The following is an 18,437-nucleotide window of genomic DNA, read 5'->3' on the forward strand; positions in this document are numbered from 1 at the left end:
GTCTGCGCTCTGGAATCTATAGATTAGGTAGTAAAACTCAGTTAGAGTTAGCTTACCTGTAAACGTGGTATGTAATGAATTATTCAAATAACCTAACAAAACGTAGCCGTACAATAGCAGCCTTGAGTCTGCTGTTTTTTATCGTCTATTGTTCAGTAGGTGTTTGTACTAATTTATTGGGTTCAACCCTATCCGATGCCTCAGGCTCTCATGTTATGGCCCAAGGTATGGACCATAGCCAGCATACACTTAACGCTGACATTGTCAGTGAACACTGTGCTAACGGAGAGGTGGGTTGTGACTGGAGTGTTAATCCTGTTGCGGATCCCGCTACGGATGCACAGCCCTTATCGAGTTTTTTCTTTCTGTACGCCATTGCGTTTGTCTCACTGCTATTTACCCTCATGTCCGGCTTGCGACAGGGTGCATCCTTTAGGTTTGCTTTTGCTTTGCAGCAGTTTTACCAATGTGGTTTTCCTCGGCTCCATCTCCAAAAGGCTGTTTTTCTAAATTAAATCCCGTCTCATTTTGATCATTCATACGCCCCGTTGAGGGTGTTGTTTTCATTTTTATTGAGACAGATTTATGCCTATTCTTCCTATATTTATCGTGGTGTTATGTGCCACCTTAATTACGCCGGCCTATGCTAGTTTAAGCCTTGATGAGGCGATATCAAACGCTATCAGTCACGATCGTTGGATCGATAGCAACCGTTATCAAGAGCATGCAATTCGCTCAGATGCCATTGCGAGTGGCCAACTACCTGATCCTAAAGTACGTGTCGCTTTAGCTAACCTACCCACGGATAGTTTTGATTTTAATCAAGAGAATATGACCCAGTTGCAATTGGGTATATCTCAGCAGTTTTCCCGTGGCGATAGTTTAGAGATTAAGCAGCGACAGTTGAGTTTAATGGCGGATCAAAAACCACTGGAACGGCATGAGCGCCGAGCATTGATCAAACAGAAGGTGGGGCAATTATGGGTGCTATTGCATCAACATCAAGCACAGACTCAGCTACTCAAGGCTAACCAGTCTTTGTTCCAAGAGCTGGTGGCAATCAGCCAAGCGCATTATCGAAGTGGAAACCTACAACGGTATGAATTGTTGGATGCTGTATTGAAAATGACGCAGCTCCACGACCGCCTTGCCAAATTGGAGCAGCTGAAAAATCAAACCCGCCATCAATTATTGGAATGGTTAACGGTGCCGGATGAGCTTGATGCGTTACCGACTGAACTACCGGAGATACCAATCTTGTTGACCCCGCAGCAGCTAAAAAATGAGGTTCAGGTTGATAAGGTGTTATTGAAGCATCCTTTATTGCAGCAATTTGAACAACGGGTAGAGATACAGCAGAAAGCGGTAGATCTGGCGGACGAAGCTTATAAACCAAGCTTTAAAGTGGATGCGGGTTATGGGTATCGCGATGATATGCCCAACGGTATGGATCGGGCTGATTTCTTTAGTATGGCGCTGACGTTTGATCTGCCTATCTTTCCGGAAAAAAGACAAGACGCGACGAGAAATGCGGCCATAGGTCAGCGTGAAGCGGTAAAAGAGCAACGTTTTCTAAAAGCGCGTCAAATCAAGACGACATTTGGTTTTGAGTTGGCAAATTTAGCGGGTTTAGAGCAGCGCTTATCGATCTATGACCGTGGGTTATTACGTCAACTAAAAGAGAAGCGCAGTGCGGCCCTACAAGCTTATGGGGCCTCAACGGCGCGTTTTAATGATGTTTCGGCAGCGGCCTTGAGTGAGTTGGAAATTAAGCTGCAAAAAATAGCATTAACCCATGAGCGGGCGGCGACCTTGTTACGCCTGAATTATCTATTGGCAGGTATTGATCCTGAATTACAACGTCAGTCATCCCGTCCATTGGAGTTGAAATAATGAAGACGTCTATTCTAGTCCCATTCACTTTATTGATTGGCTTGGCCGCCGGTTTTTTTATCGCAGGTACACTGCCGCTTGCGCCCGAGGCTATGTCGGAGAGCAGTGCTGAAGAGAAGCCGCTCTATTGGGTTGCCCCTATGGATGCTAACTATCAACGAGACAAACCTGGGTTATCCCCTATGGGGATGGCGTTAGTCCCTGTTTATGCGGATGACCTTGGGGGAGATGATGCGCCAGGTACAGTTACTATCCGCTCAGAAGTGGTGAATAACTTAGGGGTTAAAACGGAAGCAGTCTTGTTTAGCCCTTTGCAGGCGCAGATTCACACGGTGGGTTATGTGGCATTTAATCAAGATCAAGTTATCGATCTGCACCCACGTATATCGGGTTGGATTAAATCTGTTGCGGTTAATGCACCGGGTGAATATGTAGAGAAGGGATCTTTACTCTACGCGATCTATTCACCAGAACTGGTCAATGCCCAAGAGGAGTTTGTGGCTGCCAGTAAACGTAATAATCGCTTTTTAGTCGCCGCCAGTGAGCAAAAATTAAAAGCACTGGGTGTGGCGCAGCGCTTTATTGACCAGCTGAAAACCTCAAAGAAGGTACGTGAACAGGTGCCTGTATATGCCGACCAATCGGGTTATGTGGGTGAGCTTAATCTACGTAAAGGTATGTTTGTCAAACCGGGCATGAAGTTGATGAGCATCGGGCCGTTGGACCAAGTGTGGGTGATTGCCGAGGTGTTTGAAAGGCAAGCCCATCAGCTCGATGAAGGTGATTCCGTTGAAATGAAACTGGATTACCTGCCGGGCAAAACATGGACCGGCAGGGTGGATTATATCTATCCAGTGCTTGATAACAAAACGCGTACGCTTCAAGTGCGCTTACGATTTGATAACCCTGAATTGCTGTTAAAACCCGATATGTTTGCGAGTGTTACGATTTTGTCCCGTCCTACGGCCCCTTTATTGAGTGTTCCAGCGGCGTCGGTCATCGTGACGGGTGAACAGGAGCGCGTTGTCGTTGCGTTAGGTGAGGGACGCTATAAGGCCGTAGCGGTGACAACTGGTGGGCGTTTCTCTGATCGCATTGCGATTTTAGCGGGCCTGTACCCTGAAGATCGGGTTGTAACATCTGCGCAGTTCCTTTTGGATTCAGAGTCGAGTCTTAGTTCTGATTTTCTACGCATGACGCCCTCTTCAATGGGACAGGTTGACGATGTATGGGTGATGGCTGAGATTAAACATATCGATCAACAGACGCGTATGGCGACGCTTGCACATCAGGCGATACGCGAATGGACGCAACCGGCCATGACCATGGAGGTCCCCGTTATGGATGGGCTGGATATTAGCCGTTTAGCCGCAGGGGATCTGCTTCAGGTGCAGCTGAATGGGGGGCGTATGGCGGAGTTGCAGATAGTTGATTTTATTTTACCGCGCCCTAAAGCCCCCCGCAGTAGTGTGGGAGGTGGCTTATGATTAAGGCCCTGATCTATTGGTCTATTCAGAACCGACTTTTTGTCTTGTTAGCGACCTTAGTTGTTATAGGTTGGGGGGCTTTTGCGGTTAAAAATACCCCCATTGATGCGATTCCGGACCTGTCTGATGTACAGGTTATTATTAAAACTAATTATCCCGGTCAAGCACCACAAGTGGTGGAAGATCAAGTGACCTATCCGCTGACAACGGCCATGTTATCCGTGCCCGGGGCTAAAACGGTGAGGGGTTTTTCATTTTTTGGTGATTCTTATGTTTATGTGATTTTTGATGAAGATACCGACCTTTACTGGGCACGAAGCCGCGTTTTAGAGTATTTGAGTCAAGTGGCGCCGACACTGCCGGAGCGTGCTAAGCCTCAACTTGGACCGGATGCAACGGGCGTTGGGTGGGTTTATCTTTATGCATTGGTTGATCGCACGGGGCAGCATGATTTAGCCCAGCTACGAAGTTTGCAGGATTGGTTCTTAAAGTATGAGCTACAAACCGTCCCAGGCGTGTCAGAGGTTGCGCCAATTGGCGGAATGGTTAAGCAATATCAGGTGAAGGTCGACCCTAATAAACTACGTGCGTTTAATATTCCGCTTTCCCATATTAGTCGTGCGATTCAGCGGGCTAATCAGGAGAGCGGTGCATCCGTTATTGAGATGGCTGAAGCAGAATATATGGTGCGCGCAAGTGGTTACCTTGATGGAATTGAGGCGATTAAAACCATACCTTTGGGGGCAACGCTTCAGGGCACTCCTATACTGCTAAATGATGTCGCCGATGTGGAGATCGGCCCTCAGATGCGCCGTGGTGTAGCAGAGTTAAATGGTGAGGGGGAAACCGTCGGTGCTGTTGTGGTTATGCGTTTTGGTGAAAATGCACAAGCCACAATTGCGGGGGTTAAAGCGAAACTAGAGGTCCTTAAACGCAGTCTCCCAGAAGGGGTTGAGGTTGTGACGGTCTATGACCGTTCCGGCTTAATTGAGCGTGCAGTTGACAATTTGTTTGAGAAGTTAATAGAAGAGTTCATCGTTGTTATTGTGGTATGCGCGCTGTTTCTTTTCCATTTTCGCTCCTCACTGGTTGTGATTATTAGCTTACCGATCGGTATTTTAGTGGCCTTTATCGTGATGTTTTATCAAGGTATCAACGCCAACATTATGTCATTGGGCGGGATAGCTATCGCGATAGGCGCAATGGTTGATGGGGCCATTGTGATGATCGAGAACGTGCATAAGCATATTGAACGGACACCGTTGACGGATGAGAATCGTTGGCGAGTGATTGGTGAAGCCTCTACTGAGGTCGGGCCAGCGCTCTTTTTTAGCCTCCTGATTATCACGATGAGCTTCTTACCCGTTTTTACCTTAGAGGCGCAAGAGGGGCGTATGTTTTCGCCTTTGGCGTATACAAAAACCTACGCAATGGCGGCGGCTGCAGGCCTAGCGGTGACATTAATTCCAGTGCTCATGGGGTACTGCATACGGGGCAAGGTTTTACCTGAGCATAAGAACCCCATTAATCGTCTGCTACTGGCGACCTACCTGCCTGTGATCCGTACAGTGCTGACGTGGCCTAAAGTTACTGTGCTTTCTGCTGGGTTGGTGATGGTTGTGGGGTTCTGGCCGCTCGACAAAATTGGCAGTGAATTTATTCCACCTTTAGATGAAGGTGATTTGATGTATATGCCGACAACCTATCCAGGTATCTCGATAGGGAAAGCACGGGAGTTGCTTCAGCAGACCGATAAACTTATTGCGACGGTGCCAGAGGTTGAACGGGTCTTTGGTAAAGTTGGGCGGGCTGAAACAGCCACGGATCCCGCGCCCTTAACGATGATCGAAACCTTTATTACGCTGAAACCACGCGCTCAGTGGCGACAGGGGATGACACTGCAAAAACTGACTAAAGAGTTGGATGCATTAGTTAAATTACCGGGTTTAACTAATGCTTGGGTCATGCCGATTAAAACCCGCATTGATATGTTGGCAACGGGTATTAAAACCCCCGTAGGGCTTAAAGTATCAGGACCTGATCTTAAGGTTATTCAAGGGATTGGTGTGCAGTTAGAGCGGGTGCTTGCCGATGTTGAGGGGACCACATCGGTGTACTCTGAACGCGTTGCGGGTGGACGTTATATCAAAGTGGATATCCAGCGTGAGAAAGCGGCCCGTTATGGACTTAATATTGCGGATGTACAAGCCGTTGTAATGAGTGCCGTTGGGGGACGGAACGTTGGGCAAACCGTTGAGGGGCTTGAACGCTACCCAATTAATGTGCGTTATTCGCAGGATTATCGCAACTCCATTGAATCATTAAAATTACTGCCATTAATCACAGACAAAGGTGCGCGTATCGCCTTAGCGGATGTGGCTCATATCTTTATTGAGGATGGCCCTCCAGGTATTAAGAGTGAGAACGCGCGTCCTAATGGCTGGACCTATGTGGACATAGAAGGGCGAGATTTAGGGAGTTATGTCAGCGATGCGCAAAAGGTGGTTGCTGATAAGGTTAACTTACCGCCAGGTTACGCGATTCATTGGTCTGGTCAGTATGAATATTTAATTCGTGCGAAAGAACGTTTAAGTTATGTAGTGCCGCTTACCTTGGCGATTATTGTGCTACTTCTCTACCTTAGTTTCCGTCGAGTCGCTGAGGTTGCCATTATTATGGGGACGCTGCCTTTGGCCTTGATTGGCGGTATTTGGATGTTATACCTGAATGAATTTAACTTCTCTGTTGCTGTTGGCGTAGGCTTTATCGCACTGGCGGGCGTTTCGGTTGAGATTGGTGTGATTATGTTGGTTTATCTAAACCAAGCCTATGAGGGAACGCTTAAACAGGCGCGGGGGGACTTAACCTTAGGTGCGTTACGTACGGCTATTGTTAATGGGGCGGGAATGCGTGTTCGCCCAGTAATGATGACCGTGGCGGCGGTGGTTGCCGGTCTATTACCTATTATGTATGGCGAAGGTGCGGGTTCCGAAATTATGCAACGCATTGCAGCCCCTATGATTGGGGGAATGGTCAGCGCAGTCATACTTACCTTAGTGTTATTACCGGCTGTCTATTATCTATGGCGTAAGCGGCAACATAAGCTGTAAATTAAGCGCTAGCATGGGGTAGCGGTTATTCACTGGATGTGAAGACCGCTACTGTTTATTTAGAGGTTACCTTGTGAAGGGATGGATACGAGAGCCCGTGGCAACGATTTAGCGCCTCTAGGTGGCTATGTTGGCTGTATGTGTGGTAAGTAGGCTACCGAATAATTTGGCGGCAGGCCCCGCATAGTCGCCAGCAGAATAGATTAAATTCAGTTGCACATCTCTTTTACCTCCCACGTCTAAATTTAACGGCTTCAGCTGCCCCTGATCTAGCTCGTGTTGTATTTTAAGTGTTGGAAACCAAGCATAACCTAACCCTTTGCAGGCCGCGTCGATTGATATGCGTAAGTGGCCTAAGGTTAAGCGGTGTTGTGCGCCGAGCCAGCCAGCATCTAAATCCCGACTGCCAGAATCTTTTACCACCAGTTGTCTATGTAAACGGAGGTCTTGATAGTTTAAAGGTCTGTTGAGTTGATGGAGTGGATGGTTAGGGCTAGCTACGGCACAAAAATTGACGAGTAAAATCGGGTCGCCAAGGAAGCCTGGTGGAATGCGACCACCGATGACGATATCGGCTTCTTTTTTTAAAAGCGCTTCATCCGTTCCACTCAAAACCGTTTCCATTAATTCGATACGAGTGAGTGGGTGGGCTTGTATAAATTGGTCAATCACATCCAACATAACCCATTCTGGAAATAAGGTATCCATGGCGATACGCAGCTCAGGCTCCCAACCTTCTGAGAATTGCTGGGCTTGAGTTTCCAACTGATTTGCCTCTTCCAGTAAAACCTTGGCCCGTTGATATAAGGTTTTACCTGCGGGTGTAAGGATTGCTCTTCGACCGTCTATTGAGAAGGCTCTGATATTTAAACTGCTTTCTAGCTTTTGTATGGCATAACTGACGGTCGATTGGCTTTTATTCAGCACCTCTGCGGCCGCAGCATAACCGCCTTTATCGACAACGGCGATCAGGGTTTGCCACTGATCTAAGGTAACGGCAGGCATCGTTGCTCCTTTCGCTCATTGAATTATTTGTATGGAATATAATATATCTAAAAATTAGATCATATGGCGCTAATTTTAGCTATTTATTATCAGTTAAATAAATATAAAAATGGAGTTATCAACTTAACCGACGCATTTGGCGCGATTATTAAAAGGAACAGATCATGGCGACATTACTTCATATTAAATCCAGTATTTTTGGTGACGAGGGTAAATCAAGTCAGCTTGCCGCTACGTTTATTGAGCATTGGAAGCAGGCTAACCCTAAGGGGCGAGTGCTGGTTAGGGATCTTATTGCTGAAGAGCTACCCCATTTAGATAGCTTTGTTGTTGGCGCATTGATGACGCCTGAAGCTGAGCGTTCTGAAGCGCAGCAAGCTTTAGTTGATCGCTCAGATCAATTTATCCGTGAAATTAAGGCCGCCGATAAGATCATCATCGGGGTGCCTATGTATAACTTTTCGATCCCTACCCAACTGAAAGCTTATTTTGACCTGTTAGCGCGTGCAGGGGTCACGTTTAAGTATACCGATCAGGGCTCTGTTGGTTTGATTGAAGATAAACCGGTTTATCTGTTTGCAACACGCGGCGGTCTTTACAACGAGAGTGGAATAGATTTTCAGATACCTTTTGTGAAGCAGTTTTTGGGCTTTATTGGGCTAACCAGCGTGCAGGTGATCTTTGCTGAAGGGCTGAATATGGGAGCGGTTGCGGTGGGATCTTTAGCTCAGGCGGAACAGCAGGTCGCCGCGCTTAACTAAGTATACAGTTATAGGTGGGGTGGTTTTATGGGGTTGTTAATTGATGGGAAGTGGCATGATCAATGGTATGACACAGAAGGTAATAAGGGGGAGTTTGTTCGCTCGGCCTCTCAATTTAGGCAGGTGATCTCAACGACCCAATATAATGTAGAGGGCCGGGTCTTTGACGCTGAGCCAGACCGTTATCACCTGTATGTTTCCCTGGCCTGTCCTTGGGCACACCGCACATTGATAATGCGTCAATTGAAAGGACTCCAGCACCTCATTAGTGTCGATGTTGTCGACCCATTTATGCAGGAGCATGGCTGGACGTTTGCTCAAGGGTTCCCGAAAAGTCAGGGTGATAGTCAGTTTGGGTATGATTACCTTTATCAGCTGTATACCCATACCGATCCACATTATAGCGGCAGGGTGACGGTGCCTGTTTTATGGGACAAAAAAGAGGGGGTTATTGTTAATAATGAATCGTCAGAGATTATTCGCATATTTAACACGGCCTTTGATCATTTAGGTGCTACTCCGGGAAATTACTATCCGGAGGCACTGCAAGCATCGATTGATAGCGTGAATGCGTTTGTTTATGAGGCGATTAATAACGGGGTTTATCGTGCAGGGTTTGCCACGTCGCAAGCCGCGTATAACCGTGCAGTGACGGTGTTATTTAATGGGCTAGATCAGTTAGAGAGCCGTTTGAGTCGCCAGCGATATTTAGTGGGCGATCAACTGACTGAAGCGGATATACGTTTATTCACAACCCTCGTACGTTTTGATCCCGTTTATGTCACGCACTTCAAGTGTGACCTGAAACGCATCTCTGATTATCCTGCACTGTCGGGTTACTTGCGGGATATTTATCAGATAGACGGTATTGCTGAGACGGTGGATATGGCACATATTCGCCATCACTACTATTGCAGCCATAAAACCATTAACCCTGCTGGTATTATACCTATAGGGCCCGTGTTCGATCTTAATTTACCCCATGGGAGGGCGTCGTTATGATCAGTCGTGATAGTAAGCGCGAAATTAATCGAGTCATCCCTGCGGTTGATAGCCAAGATGGGGCGGGGGTTCTGTTAAAACGCAGTATCGGACGTAACCCGTCGGCCCGTTTAGATCCGTTTTTAATGCTGGATGCGTTTTCGACCGATAACCCTGATGATTATATGGCGGGGTTTCCTCCCCATCCCCATCGAGGGTTTGAGACCGTTACTTATATGCTGAATGGACAGATGATTCATCGAGACCATTTAGGTAATGAGGGTGAGCTACGTTCGGGCGGTGTACAGTGGATGACGGCCGGGAAAGGGGTTATTCATGAAGAAAGGCCCGTTGCAATCGAGGGGCTAATGCGAGGTTTTCAGTTGTGGGTCAACTTACCGGCAAAGGACAAAATGAAACCCGCTGCCTACCAAAATATTGAACCTGAAGCGGTGCCTCAAATTGAGCTAATGGGCGGTGCTGTACTTAAGTTAATCGCGGGTAGTCTGACCTTGGGTGATAATAGCTATCAAGGGCCCGTTTGCGTAGAGGGGACTCGCCCCTTATATGTGGATCTGCAATTGCCGCCGGGCATAACCGTGGAACTGCCCATACCGACTGAACATAATGCGTTTATTTATCTGTTTGAAGGTAAAGCGTCAGTGGAAGGGCAGCCCTTGTTAATTAATGCTGCGAACCGGCTATCGACCGGATCAGCGGTATCTATTACTGCACCTGAGAGTGATGTTGATAAGTCTATTGCGCGGTTACTGTTACTGGCGGGTAAGCCCATAGGTGAGCCTGTTGCACAGTATGGCCCGTTTGTCATGAATACTATGAAAGAGGTTGAGCAGGCGGTTGTGGATTATCGTGAGGGTCGTTTGGTTGACTAGGCGATCCCATCAAGAGCGGGTTATCGGTAAATATGCCATCGACACCTAATGCATAGAGACGTTCAGCCTGCTGGGGATCATTGCAGGTGTAGCAGTAGAGGTCATAGTTGGCGGCTTTGATGTCGTTAATATCTGAGCTGGTTAATGTATTGCAATCGCAATGGATGCTACAGGCTTGTAGCGTGGCAGCCTGTAGATGCCATAACTCAGGAAGGTAATCGTACAGTAGGCCTATTTGAGCCTGGGGATCTAAGGTGCGGTAAGTACTCAGTGCATCATGATCGAAACTGCTGATTATTAACTGCTGGGGATCGCGCCAATAGACGGATATGGCTTGAAACACCGTGCGGGCGGTTAGTTCTGATTCGCCAGCGCGGGGTTTTAGCTCCAAGTTTAAGCCTAGGTTTAATGCTTGGCAGAGTAAGAGAGCATCGGAAAGAAGGGGAAGTTGCTCAGGGTGCTCTTCGTTATTAAACCAACTACCGGCATCTATTTGGAATAGGTCGTTTAGGGTAAATTGGGATAATGCCCCCGTGTAATTGGTGCAGCGATCAAACTCATGGTCGTGGGAGAGTACAGGGGTGCCATCCCCCAACAGGGAGACATCCAGTTCTATCCATGTCGCATCACAGGCTGCGGCCTTACGAATACCCGCTAGCGTATTTTCTGGTGCGAGGGCAGCCGCCCCACGGTGGCCAATGATGCGACTGGCGATCATGGTACCTGCATACCCCGTTGCACAAACTCGATATTGCCCATGCGATCCATCCATGCTTTAACGTGGGGGAACTGCTCGGGGTCAACCTTCTGCCATGCATAGCGCATCGCCCAAGGGTAGATCGCGAAATCAGCAATGGATAGCTCATCGCCGACCACAAACGCTTTATTTTTGAGTTGAGTATTTAATACCTGCCACAGTCGTTGAGCCTCTTGGTTAAAGCGCTGTTTTGCGTAAGGTACATCCTCTTTAGCGAACTGATTAAAATGATGGGCTTGCCCTAGGAAAGCACCAAAGCCACTCATCTGCCACATGAGCCATTGAAGGCACTCTAGGCGAGTGATGGGATCGGTTGGGATAAACTCACCACTTTTTTCCGCTAAGTAGATAAGAATTGCGCCGCTTTCAAAGAGTTCGACGGTTTCTCCATTGGGGCCTTCGGGGTCCACAATTGCTGGAATCTTATTGTTGGGGCTTATTTTTAAAAAAGCGGGTTGGAATTGATCATTTTCAAGAATATTGATTGGGTGAACACTATAAGGCAATCGTAATGCCTCAAGCATAATCGAAATTTTTCGGCCATTAGGGGTTCCCCATGTATACAGATCGATCATTCAAACTCCTTAAAGCGATGTGAAATGGTTATAGATAGTGATCAATTCTTCTTCAGTGAACGTAACAATAATCAGTTGTTGCCCTGGTGTGATGAGGTTAGGGTTATCGCCTAAGATTCCTTTCTCGTAATTGTAAATATAGGTTCTATCCACCTTATTCTTAAGGATTTGGCCTAAAAAAGAACTACGCTTATTGTCTAACTTCTCATCGGCATCTTTTGGGATGTCGACGGTAACGGTTTTATCAAGTCCAGGTAATACAAGCCCTTTGGTAAATGTACTCATGAGACCGTGCTGAATAATCCCCCACAGGCCTTCGTCATCGTTTTCATTTACAGCGTGAATAAAATAGATGTTACTGGCGGCTTGGTCGGGGTTGTCGAGAAGCTCTTGTAGCTTGATTTGGTTCTCTAGACTGAGTGAGGTAAGCGGATTGGCATTGTCGCTGCCTGAGGCGGTTGTGGCGGTGTCTGTTTTAATGATGTTGATATGGCTTGATACCGCAAAGGTTGCTGCTCCCTCGTCATCGCTTGTTTCTGGGTTTGCAGCAAGGGCTTCCTCTGTAATGGCTGAGGCGGTCTCAGTGCTTTTTTTAGGTAACTTAAGTAGTTGATCTGACGTGACAAAGTTATCCGCCTTTCCTATCTCTATCGGGTCATTCGCCCCTTGAGTTAATGCGTCAATATGTTTTTTAGCATTTGGGCTAGAGGGTTCCTGAGTGGGGGCGGGTATGGCTGAGGTCGAGAGAGACTCTTTTTTGTCTAGGAATAGATAAGCCGCCGCGAGTATTGCAGCAATGATAATGATCAAAAAAAGGCGTTGCATTCTATCTTCCTCTGTCAAATTTAGTAAGACAATGCCACATAATGTAGCCCTATGTGGGCAATAATAAAATAGCTAACCTAATAAGGGATAGGATATAGCCCGTTTCCGTGCGGCAATATTTTGTAAGCGATTTAACGGTTTATTCATTTTTATACTACTCAAAATACTATTTATTTAATAGAATTGATAATCATTATCATTTCTGTTTTTTTGAGGTTGTATCTTTTGAGTTCATATAGTCCGGTTATGGATAGGTTAGCGTTGCTTGAATTAGTCGATAGGCAGCGTTTTGGTGTTGAGTATCAACCGATTATTGATACCAGCAATGGTGCAGTGATTGGTTATGAAGCGTTAGCGCGGTTTTTTAATCATCGAGGGGAGCTTATTACCCCGCTCAGTGTTTTTCAGTCATTACATGATAGCCCGCTTATGCTTGCGCAAGTGGAATTGCAGTTAAAACGATTACAAATCAGGTTTCGTCCAAAGGGGAGTACGCTGTTTCTCAATATTGACCCCCATGCTTTTGCTGTATTTGGGCCGGCTGAAAGCACGAATGTGATGGCTAAAATGTTAACGGAGAATGATAATTTAGTCGTTGAGTTGATAGAAAATACAGACCTGAATGATGCTCATATTAGTAACGAAGTTGCCGAGTTAATGCACCAGAAGGGTGTGGCGATTGCGTTGGATGATGTGGGAGCGCCGGGCACTATGGTGTCATTAACTATTCTAAGTAATGTGGATTTTATTAAATTTGATCGTCATTGGATCAGTGGTGATAGTTGCCAAAGTAAAAGTATGAAACAGCTCTTTAAAAGCTTAATTGGCTATGCTCAGCTGAGTGGTAAGCAAACCATACTCGAAGGGGTCGAATCGGCTGAAGACTTAGCTTATGCGGTTAAAATTGGGGTTGATTATGTTCAAGGATTTTTTTACAAAGAGTTATTTATACAGGAGTATTGTGGCAACTAAGTCGGGCACAAACTCCAGCACGATGACATAAAGTGTACGCACACGGCTGATCAAGTTAGTACGCAATTTGTTTAAGTTACACTATCTTTATAGCTAATAATCTCATGTGTTGATGTGTAATGATTGAAGAAATTGAGGATATATTAAGGTTTTGGTTTGGCGCAATTGACAATGGTTTTCCGGTCAGTGATCGCAGTAAGTTATGGTGGTCGGGTGACGCGGAGAATGATCGTCTAATTAGCGAGTTGTTTGGTCATCAGGTCCACCAAGCATTAAGGGGTGAACTTGATGAGTGGGCCGTTTCGCCACGTGGGCGCTTAGCGTTAATTATTTTACTTGATCAGTTTACGCGAACGATATTCAGAGGATCTGAAGATGCTTTTTCAGGGGATGAAAAAGCCTTAGCCTTGTGTATGGACGGTCGTAATATGGGCCATGATCAGGCGTTAGATATTGTTGAACGTGTTTTTTTCTATATGCCGCTTGAGCATGCGGAGCAATTAGATATTCAGCAACTCTGCCTCGATTGCTTTGAGCAGATGCTTTTTGAAGTGTCTGGTGTTAATAAGATTCAGGTGGAAAACTGGTTAGATTTTGCCTATCAGCACTATGATCAAATTAGTCGCTTTGGCCGCTTCCCCCACCGTAATGAAGTCTTAGGTCGTAGCTCAACACCTGAGGAATTAGCTTTTCTATTGCAAACTAAAAGCCGTTGGGGACAGTAGCGCTGGCGTATCAGAATAGCGTGCTCTGTTTCTTTACGGTTGGCCACGGCGTGAACAGGCAACTTTCTGGGCGTTTCTGTTCGATTTGCTGAACAAAATATGCGGCAAGCTCAGGGGCGTCTGCATTATCAGGGGTGTGGAAAAAGAAAAAAGGCGAACGCCCCTCATCCATCCACTGAATCGCTTTGTTGATCCATGGCGTTAAATAATCAGTTCCGAGCGTCCAGTTTAAGGGCGTAATGAAACGCACCATTGGGTAGGTTGATGTCGCGATTGCGTGTACTGGGAGCTGGGGTTTATGCGCTTTGGCTTTGCTGCTTATAGGATCATCAGAAGGATCGTTAAAGAGTGCGCGGGTATCGAAGCTGATGCGGCTGACGTTATGGGCGACGAGCAGTTGATTCAACGCTGTTTCAGCTGCGCCTTTACTAAAGAAGCAGGGGTTTCGTACCTCTACCCCGTAGTTAAACGCGTTAGGTAGATTCTGCAAGTAATCCGATAAGGCGTGTAGGTTATTGTCATCAAAGGTTGAAGGCAGCTGTATGCATAGCAGGCCCAGTTGTGCGTGCAGTGGCTCAAGTCGCTTTAAGAAGGCCGCAGTGTCTTCGTCTGATGATTTAAGATGGTTTTTATGGGTGATCTGCTGAGGAAACTTAAAGCAGAAGCGAAAGGCGGGATCCGCTTCGTTTACCCAGGTCTCTACTGTTGCTTCATTGGGTAGACCATAAAAGGTACTGTTGCCTTCTACGCTACTAAAGTGGCGGGAATAAGCTTTTAAAATATGCTCACTTGAGGGGCGCTGAAGAATACTCGCTTGCCACGCCGCATGCTGCCACTGGGTGAGGCCGATATAACAGGTTTGTTTAATAGGTTGATGGGGCACAATGTTGTACTGATGACGTTAATAAAGTGGATTTATAATCACGGTACTTTAACATGCTAACATACCGATATAGTTAATTTTTAAGTGGATTTTAGAGAGATATTAAATGGATTTCGCCTCACTCGTTGGAATTATTTCCGGTTTAGTTTTAATTATTTCTGCCATCATCATGGGGGGAAGTTCTGATGTATTCGTCAATATTCCGGGAATGATGATTGTCGCAGGCGGAACGATAGCGGCTACGCTACTCACCGTGCAATTTAAAGATGTACTCAATGCCTTTAAAGGCGCGTTTATCGTGTTTACTCAGGATAAAACAAATCAGCAAGAGATGATTGATACGATGCTAGAAATTAGCCGTATTAGCCATCGCCACGGTTTGTTAAAGGTGGGTGATGTTGAAAGTTCATCCCCCGTATTAAAGCGCGCTTGTATGTTGCTGGCGGAGGCCGCATCTGAGCAGGTTATTAGGAACACGCTGCAAAATGAGATTGATTCGCTGGTGGCGAGGCATTATGCAACGCAAGATGTATTCAGAAAAATGGCGGCATATGCCCCCGCTTTTGGCATGCTGGGTACGTTAATTGGGTTGATTCAGATGCTGAGTGAACTGGATAACCCTGAAGCGATTGGGCCAGCTATGGCCGTTGCCCTGCTAACCACCTTTTATGGGTCGTTATTAGCTACCATGGTGTTTTTGCCTATTGCCGGTAAGTTGAAATCAAGGACATTATCGGAAGTGACGAACCTTGAGATTATTCGGGAGGGTTGCATCAGTATTTTAACCAATGATCACTATATGCATGTGTATGAGCAATTATCGTCATACATTCCCGCGGCAAAGCGGAAAAAAATTAAGGCTGGACAAAAATAGGGGAGTAATGCGTTATGACGTCTAAAACAACCCTTATCGAAGAGAATGAATCCGCGGACTGGCTTTATACCTTTGCCGATTTAATGACATTGCTGTTGGTGTTCTTTGTTCTGCTGTTTTCTCTGTCCAGTGTCGAAGTTGAACGGTTTGAATTAGCGACGCGTTCGTTAAACGATGCCTTCCAGGGGGGATCAGGTGCGAACAGTTTGATCGAGTTCCCCCATGAGGCACCGGTTAAACCTGAGGTTCCTGAAGAGATTGAGGAGATCCTGCCTGCGACTGACCTATCGGATGACGATGCCGATAAGCCAATGGAAAATGAAGCTGAGAATTTAAATACGGCTTTGCAGAGCTTAAACGATGAGATATCAGAGCAGCTAAAACTTGAGATTTTAAATCAAGCGGTTGAAATTGGTTCCCCTAAAGATGGCAAATTGACCATTAAAGTAAGTGGTGACCTGTTGTTCCCATCGGGCTCGGCTGACTTTAAACCTGAAATGATGTCAGTACTCGACTCGGTGGTATTAACATTAAAGAAAAACCCCGATATGAAGTTAAGAATTCAGGGCCATACCGATGATGTGCCGATAGAAACGGCAAGATTTCCTTCAAATTGGGACCTGTCAGCCATTAGGGCGACTAATGTGCTGCGCTACTTAGTACGAGGAGGCTTGGAGGTTGAGCGTGTATCCGCGACCGGATATGGTGACTCAAGGCCCCTGGCTGCTAACGATAGTGTTGAGAACAGAGCAAAAAATAGGCGTTTAGAATTTGTTTTGGAGAGGAGGTCTGAGCAATGAAGATCCCTGTAGTACTAGACTTGTCAGATGATGATAATAGGCGACAGACCTACAGAGCACCGGTGGATGATGGGGTAACAATGACAATCGATAATGAACCGGTTGGGTTACTGGATATTTCGGAAACGGGAGTGGCCTTTGTAACGGATAAGACCCTATCTGGGCGCATTGAAAACGTGGTTATTTCATTTACGTTAGGGAAAAACTACCGCCTTAAGCCTGACTTGAACGTCTCTTTCTGTGGGTCGGGACGTTGTGGTGCTGAGTTTGTTGGGCTGTCAGACAAAGCCTGTTTAGTTTTATCTGAGTTAATTATAAAGATCCAAAAAGCACGTATACGGCAGGCAGCAGAAGAGAACGAACTAAGGCCGGATGAGGAATAACAGGCTAATTGTTTGAAAGTATTAAATAAAGCTTGAATTTTTTGAAATTGGTCTGTAGTATTCGCACCACATTGATGCGGGGTGGAGCAGCTTGGTAGCTCGTCGGGCTCATAACCCGAAGGTCGTTGGTTCAAATCCAGCCCCCGCTACCAAATACAGAGAAAGCCGATTTAGTGAATGCTAGGTCGGCTTTTTTGCGTCTGGGCGTTGTTGAATGAAAGGCTAGGGTTGAGTGGTAGCTCGTCGGACTCAGCTCTTGTAACCCCGGGCGAAGGTCGTTGGTTCAAATCCAGCCCCCGCTAGTTCAGCGCTTCCATTTAGGCGCTATTTCCCGTCGTTCAATGCAATTACTCTTGTTATTCATTTCTTTATCTATACTTATATCAACCATATACTGGAATTATCCTTTTGATGTTTATCAGTAAATGGATTTTTTTACCTACAAAGTGAATTTTAAATGAACTCTGGTCGTGTTGTTTTTACGTTTGTTTTTCTTCTTTTTATCTCTGGATGTACGGAACAGAGTGAGCCGGAGGTTTATCGTTGGGATATACAGTCACAAGCGGTTGCCACAACAACGAGTTATCTTGAAATACAAAACTTTGTAAAAAGTATTGAAGCGATGAGCGCAGGTCGGCTCATTATAACGCCTCATCCCGCAGGTGAGTTGGCCCACGGTTCGGATATTTATACAGCGGTAAGTGAAAATCGAATTCAAATGGGGAATGGCTGGCCAAACTGGTGGTCGGCACAGCACCCAGCATGGGCTGTTATGAATTCGGGGCCGTTTGATTTTATGAACATTGATGCATCAATGATGTTCTTTTATGAGAAAGGGGGGATCGAGCTGGCCAATGAACTTTCTATTCCCCAAGGTGTTTTATGGCGTCCTGCGTGGTGGGCCGGTATGGAGTTTGGTTTGGTCTCTAATGAGCCCATAACGGGTTTGGACGATCTTAAGGGAAAAAAGGTACGTATAGGCCCCGGCTTGCCAAGTGAGGTTTTAGTAAAGGCATCGCAAAGTATGGCTATTCCACTCGTACCTGAAGAGATTAAACCGTCATTAGAATCGGGTCACATTGATGCGGTAGAGTGGACAACATCGACCGGTATTATTGATTTAGGTTTGATGGAGATTAGCGCTTACGGCATTGTCCCCGCTATCTGGCAGCCTTCCGTTTTAGCCGATTTTTTGATTAATAAAGAAGCCTATGATGAGTTGCCTAAAGATTTGCAGACGATTTTAGAGTCGGCGATAAAATCGTATGCCTTAACAACAACGTTGAAAGCTAAGGTGAATGATATTGCAGCATTAACGATCTTAGAGGATCATGGTATGACGCTGCAAAAATGGAGCCCTAGTGATATTGAACGTTGGCGTGTAGCGGCAACGGCGTTAACAATGCAATATAAACAAAAAGATGATTTCTCTCGTCGTTTAATTGAAAGTAAGCAAAAATTTAAGCAGGAGTTTGATTATTACTATCAATATTTTGGGCCATATGAATAGCGA

At 46.1% G+C, this 18,437-nt stretch carries 18 protein-coding genes and 1 tRNA gene; 14 read left to right on the plus strand and 5 right to left on the minus strand.

The window, feature by feature from the left end; translation table 11 throughout:
* Nucleotides 1-74 precede the first annotated feature (74 nt).
* From A3773_RS03265 to A3773_RS03280, 4 genes are all read left to right on the plus strand, one after another.
* Nucleotides 75-515, plus strand: a complete 441-nt coding sequence (locus tag A3773_RS03265; RefSeq protein ID WP_067983055.1) for a hypothetical protein — start codon at nt 75-77, stop codon at nt 513-515.
* Between the two features lie 70 nt (nt 516-585).
* Complete coding sequence (locus A3773_RS03270; protein WP_067983056.1) at nt 586-1,893, plus strand: TolC family protein; 1,308 nt, start codon at nt 586-588, stop codon at nt 1,891-1,893.
* Nucleotides 1,893-3,380 (plus strand): efflux RND transporter periplasmic adaptor subunit, encoded by a 1,488-nt coding sequence (locus A3773_RS03275; RefSeq protein WP_067983057.1) that lies wholly within the window; start codon nt 1,893-1,895, stop codon nt 3,378-3,380. The genes A3773_RS03270 and A3773_RS03275 overlap by 1 nt, the downstream gene beginning before the upstream one ends.
* The gene (locus A3773_RS03280) at nt 3,377-6,490 is read left to right on the plus strand and encodes an efflux RND transporter permease subunit (protein ID WP_067983059.1); all 3,114 of its coding nucleotides are present in this window, start codon (nt 3,377-3,379) and stop codon (nt 6,488-6,490) included. Before A3773_RS03275 ends, A3773_RS03280 begins: the two co-directional genes overlap by 4 nt.
* Before the next feature lie 117 nt (nt 6,491-6,607).
* On the opposite strand, the gene A3773_RS03285 is transcribed toward A3773_RS03280, so the two are convergent.
* Complete coding sequence (locus A3773_RS03285) at nt 6,608-7,495, minus strand: LysR family transcriptional regulator (RefSeq protein ID WP_067983061.1); 888 nt, start codon at nt 7,493-7,495, stop codon at nt 6,608-6,610.
* 164 nt (nt 7,496-7,659) lie between these two features.
* Between A3773_RS03285 and A3773_RS03290 the strand changes: the two genes are divergently transcribed.
* Genes A3773_RS03290 through A3773_RS03300 form a run of 3 tightly spaced genes read left to right on the plus strand, consistent with a single transcriptional unit; the run spans nt 7,660 to nt 10,130 of the window.
* Nucleotides 7,660-8,256, plus strand: coding sequence for an FMN-dependent NADH-azoreductase (locus A3773_RS03290; protein ID WP_067983063.1), 597 nt, complete (start codon nt 7,660-7,662; stop codon nt 8,254-8,256).
* Between the two features lie 27 nt (nt 8,257-8,283).
* Nucleotides 8,284-9,258: a glutathione S-transferase family protein gene (locus tag A3773_RS03295; protein ID WP_067983066.1), complete on the plus strand. Its 975-nt coding sequence runs from the start codon at nt 8,284-8,286 to the stop codon at nt 9,256-9,258.
* On the plus strand, nt 9,255-10,130 hold the full coding sequence (locus A3773_RS03300) for a pirin family protein (protein WP_067983069.1): 876 nt from the start codon (nt 9,255-9,257) through the stop codon (nt 10,128-10,130). Before A3773_RS03295 ends, A3773_RS03300 begins: the two co-directional genes overlap by 4 nt.
* Here the strand turns inward: A3773_RS03300 and A3773_RS03305 are convergent.
* The 3 genes from A3773_RS03305 to A3773_RS03315 are packed head-to-tail and all read right to left on the minus strand — an operon-like array spanning nt 10,072 to nt 12,287.
* Nucleotides 10,072-10,848 carry a glycerophosphoryl diester phosphodiesterase gene (locus A3773_RS03305; protein ID WP_067983071.1) on the minus strand — a complete coding sequence of 259 codons (777 nt, stop codon included), beginning with the start codon at nt 10,846-10,848 and terminating at the stop codon, nt 10,072-10,074. The two genes, A3773_RS03300 and A3773_RS03305, sit on opposite strands and share 59 nt — an antisense overlap.
* Complete coding sequence (locus A3773_RS03310; RefSeq protein ID WP_067983072.1) at nt 10,845-11,462, minus strand: glutathione S-transferase family protein; 618 nt, start codon at nt 11,460-11,462, stop codon at nt 10,845-10,847. The genes A3773_RS03305 and A3773_RS03310 overlap by 4 nt, the downstream gene beginning before the upstream one ends.
* A gap of 9 nt (nt 11,463-11,471) precedes the next feature.
* Complete coding sequence (locus A3773_RS03315) at nt 11,472-12,287, minus strand: hypothetical protein (RefSeq protein ID WP_067983073.1); 816 nt, start codon at nt 12,285-12,287, stop codon at nt 11,472-11,474.
* Between the two features lie 225 nt (nt 12,288-12,512).
* Between A3773_RS03315 and A3773_RS03320 the strand changes: the two genes are divergently transcribed.
* Both A3773_RS03320 and A3773_RS03325 read left to right on the plus strand, forming a co-directional pair.
* The gene (locus A3773_RS03320; protein ID WP_156473427.1) at nt 12,513-13,259 is read left to right on the plus strand and encodes an EAL domain-containing protein; all 747 of its coding nucleotides are present in this window, start codon (nt 12,513-12,515) and stop codon (nt 13,257-13,259) included.
* A gap of 119 nt (nt 13,260-13,378) precedes the next feature.
* Complete coding sequence (locus A3773_RS03325; protein WP_067983075.1) at nt 13,379-13,984, plus strand: DUF924 family protein; 606 nt, start codon at nt 13,379-13,381, stop codon at nt 13,982-13,984.
* 10 nt (nt 13,985-13,994) lie between these two features.
* On the opposite strand, the gene A3773_RS03330 is transcribed toward A3773_RS03325, so the two are convergent.
* Nucleotides 13,995-14,867, minus strand: coding sequence for a DUF72 domain-containing protein (locus A3773_RS03330; RefSeq protein WP_067983077.1), 873 nt, complete (start codon nt 14,865-14,867; stop codon nt 13,995-13,997).
* 106 nt (nt 14,868-14,973) lie between these two features.
* On the opposite strand from A3773_RS03330, the gene A3773_RS03335 reads away from it, so the two are divergent.
* The 5 genes from A3773_RS03335 (at nt 14,974) to dctP (ending at nt 18,434) form a co-directional block, all read left to right on the plus strand.
* Nucleotides 14,974-15,741, plus strand: coding sequence for a motility protein A (locus A3773_RS03335; protein ID WP_067983079.1), 768 nt, complete (start codon nt 14,974-14,976; stop codon nt 15,739-15,741).
* A 14-nt stretch (nt 15,742-15,755) separates the two neighbouring features.
* Nucleotides 15,756-16,541, plus strand: a complete 786-nt coding sequence (locus tag A3773_RS03340) for an OmpA/MotB family protein (protein ID WP_067983080.1) — start codon at nt 15,756-15,758, stop codon at nt 16,539-16,541.
* Nucleotides 16,538-16,924, plus strand: coding sequence for a PilZ domain-containing protein (locus A3773_RS03345; RefSeq protein WP_067983083.1), 387 nt, complete (start codon nt 16,538-16,540; stop codon nt 16,922-16,924). The genes A3773_RS03340 and A3773_RS03345 overlap by 4 nt, the downstream gene beginning before the upstream one ends.
* A gap of 75 nt (nt 16,925-16,999) precedes the next feature.
* A tRNA-Met gene (locus tag A3773_RS03350) sits at nt 17,000-17,076 on the plus strand.
* Between the two features lie 305 nt (nt 17,077-17,381).
* Nucleotides 17,382-18,434 carry a TRAP transporter substrate-binding protein DctP gene (dctP, locus tag A3773_RS03355; RefSeq protein ID WP_067983085.1) on the plus strand — a complete coding sequence of 351 codons (1,053 nt, stop codon included), beginning with the start codon at nt 17,382-17,384 and terminating at the stop codon, nt 18,432-18,434.
* The last annotated feature ends 3 nt before the right edge of the window (nt 18,435-18,437 follow it).

Source organism: Neptuniibacter pectenicola (genome assembly GCF_001597735.1).
GTDB classification, from domain to species: Bacteria; Pseudomonadota; Gammaproteobacteria; order Pseudomonadales; family Balneatricaceae; genus Neptuniibacter; species Neptuniibacter pectenicola.

Coding starts and splice junctions, on each gene's coding strand:
- A3773_RS03345 (WP_067983083.1), top strand. CDS start 16,538: ATGAAGATCCCTGTAGTACTAGACTTGTCAGATGATGATAATAGGCGA.
- A3773_RS03265 (WP_067983055.1), top strand. CDS start 75: ATGAATTATTCAAATAACCTAACAAAACGTAGCCGTACAATAGCAGCC.
- A3773_RS03300 (WP_067983069.1), top strand. CDS start 9,255: ATGATCAGTCGTGATAGTAAGCGCGAAATTAATCGAGTCATCCCTGCG.
- A3773_RS03315 (WP_067983073.1), bottom strand. CDS start 12,287: ATGCAACGCCTTTTTTTGATCATTATCATTGCTGCAATACTCGCGGCG.
- A3773_RS03290 (WP_067983063.1), top strand. CDS start 7,660: ATGGCGACATTACTTCATATTAAATCCAGTATTTTTGGTGACGAGGGT.
- A3773_RS03285 (WP_067983061.1), bottom strand. CDS start 7,495: ATGCCTGCCGTTACCTTAGATCAGTGGCAAACCCTGATCGCCGTTGTC.
- A3773_RS03310 (WP_067983072.1), bottom strand. CDS start 11,462: ATGATCGATCTGTATACATGGGGAACCCCTAATGGCCGAAAAATTTCG.
- A3773_RS03335 (WP_067983079.1), top strand. CDS start 14,974: ATGGATTTCGCCTCACTCGTTGGAATTATTTCCGGTTTAGTTTTAATT.
- A3773_RS03275 (WP_067983057.1), top strand. CDS start 1,893: ATGAAGACGTCTATTCTAGTCCCATTCACTTTATTGATTGGCTTGGCC.
- A3773_RS03340 (WP_067983080.1), top strand. CDS start 15,756: ATGACGTCTAAAACAACCCTTATCGAAGAGAATGAATCCGCGGACTGG.
- dctP (WP_067983085.1), top strand. CDS start 17,382: ATGAACTCTGGTCGTGTTGTTTTTACGTTTGTTTTTCTTCTTTTTATC.
- A3773_RS03270 (WP_067983056.1), top strand. CDS start 586: ATGCCTATTCTTCCTATATTTATCGTGGTGTTATGTGCCACCTTAATT.
- A3773_RS03295 (WP_067983066.1), top strand. CDS start 8,284: ATGGGGTTGTTAATTGATGGGAAGTGGCATGATCAATGGTATGACACA.
- A3773_RS03305 (WP_067983071.1), bottom strand. CDS start 10,848: ATGATCGCCAGTCGCATCATTGGCCACCGTGGGGCGGCTGCCCTCGCA.
- A3773_RS03325 (WP_067983075.1), top strand. CDS start 13,379: ATGATTGAAGAAATTGAGGATATATTAAGGTTTTGGTTTGGCGCAATT.
- A3773_RS03280 (WP_067983059.1), top strand. CDS start 3,377: ATGATTAAGGCCCTGATCTATTGGTCTATTCAGAACCGACTTTTTGTC.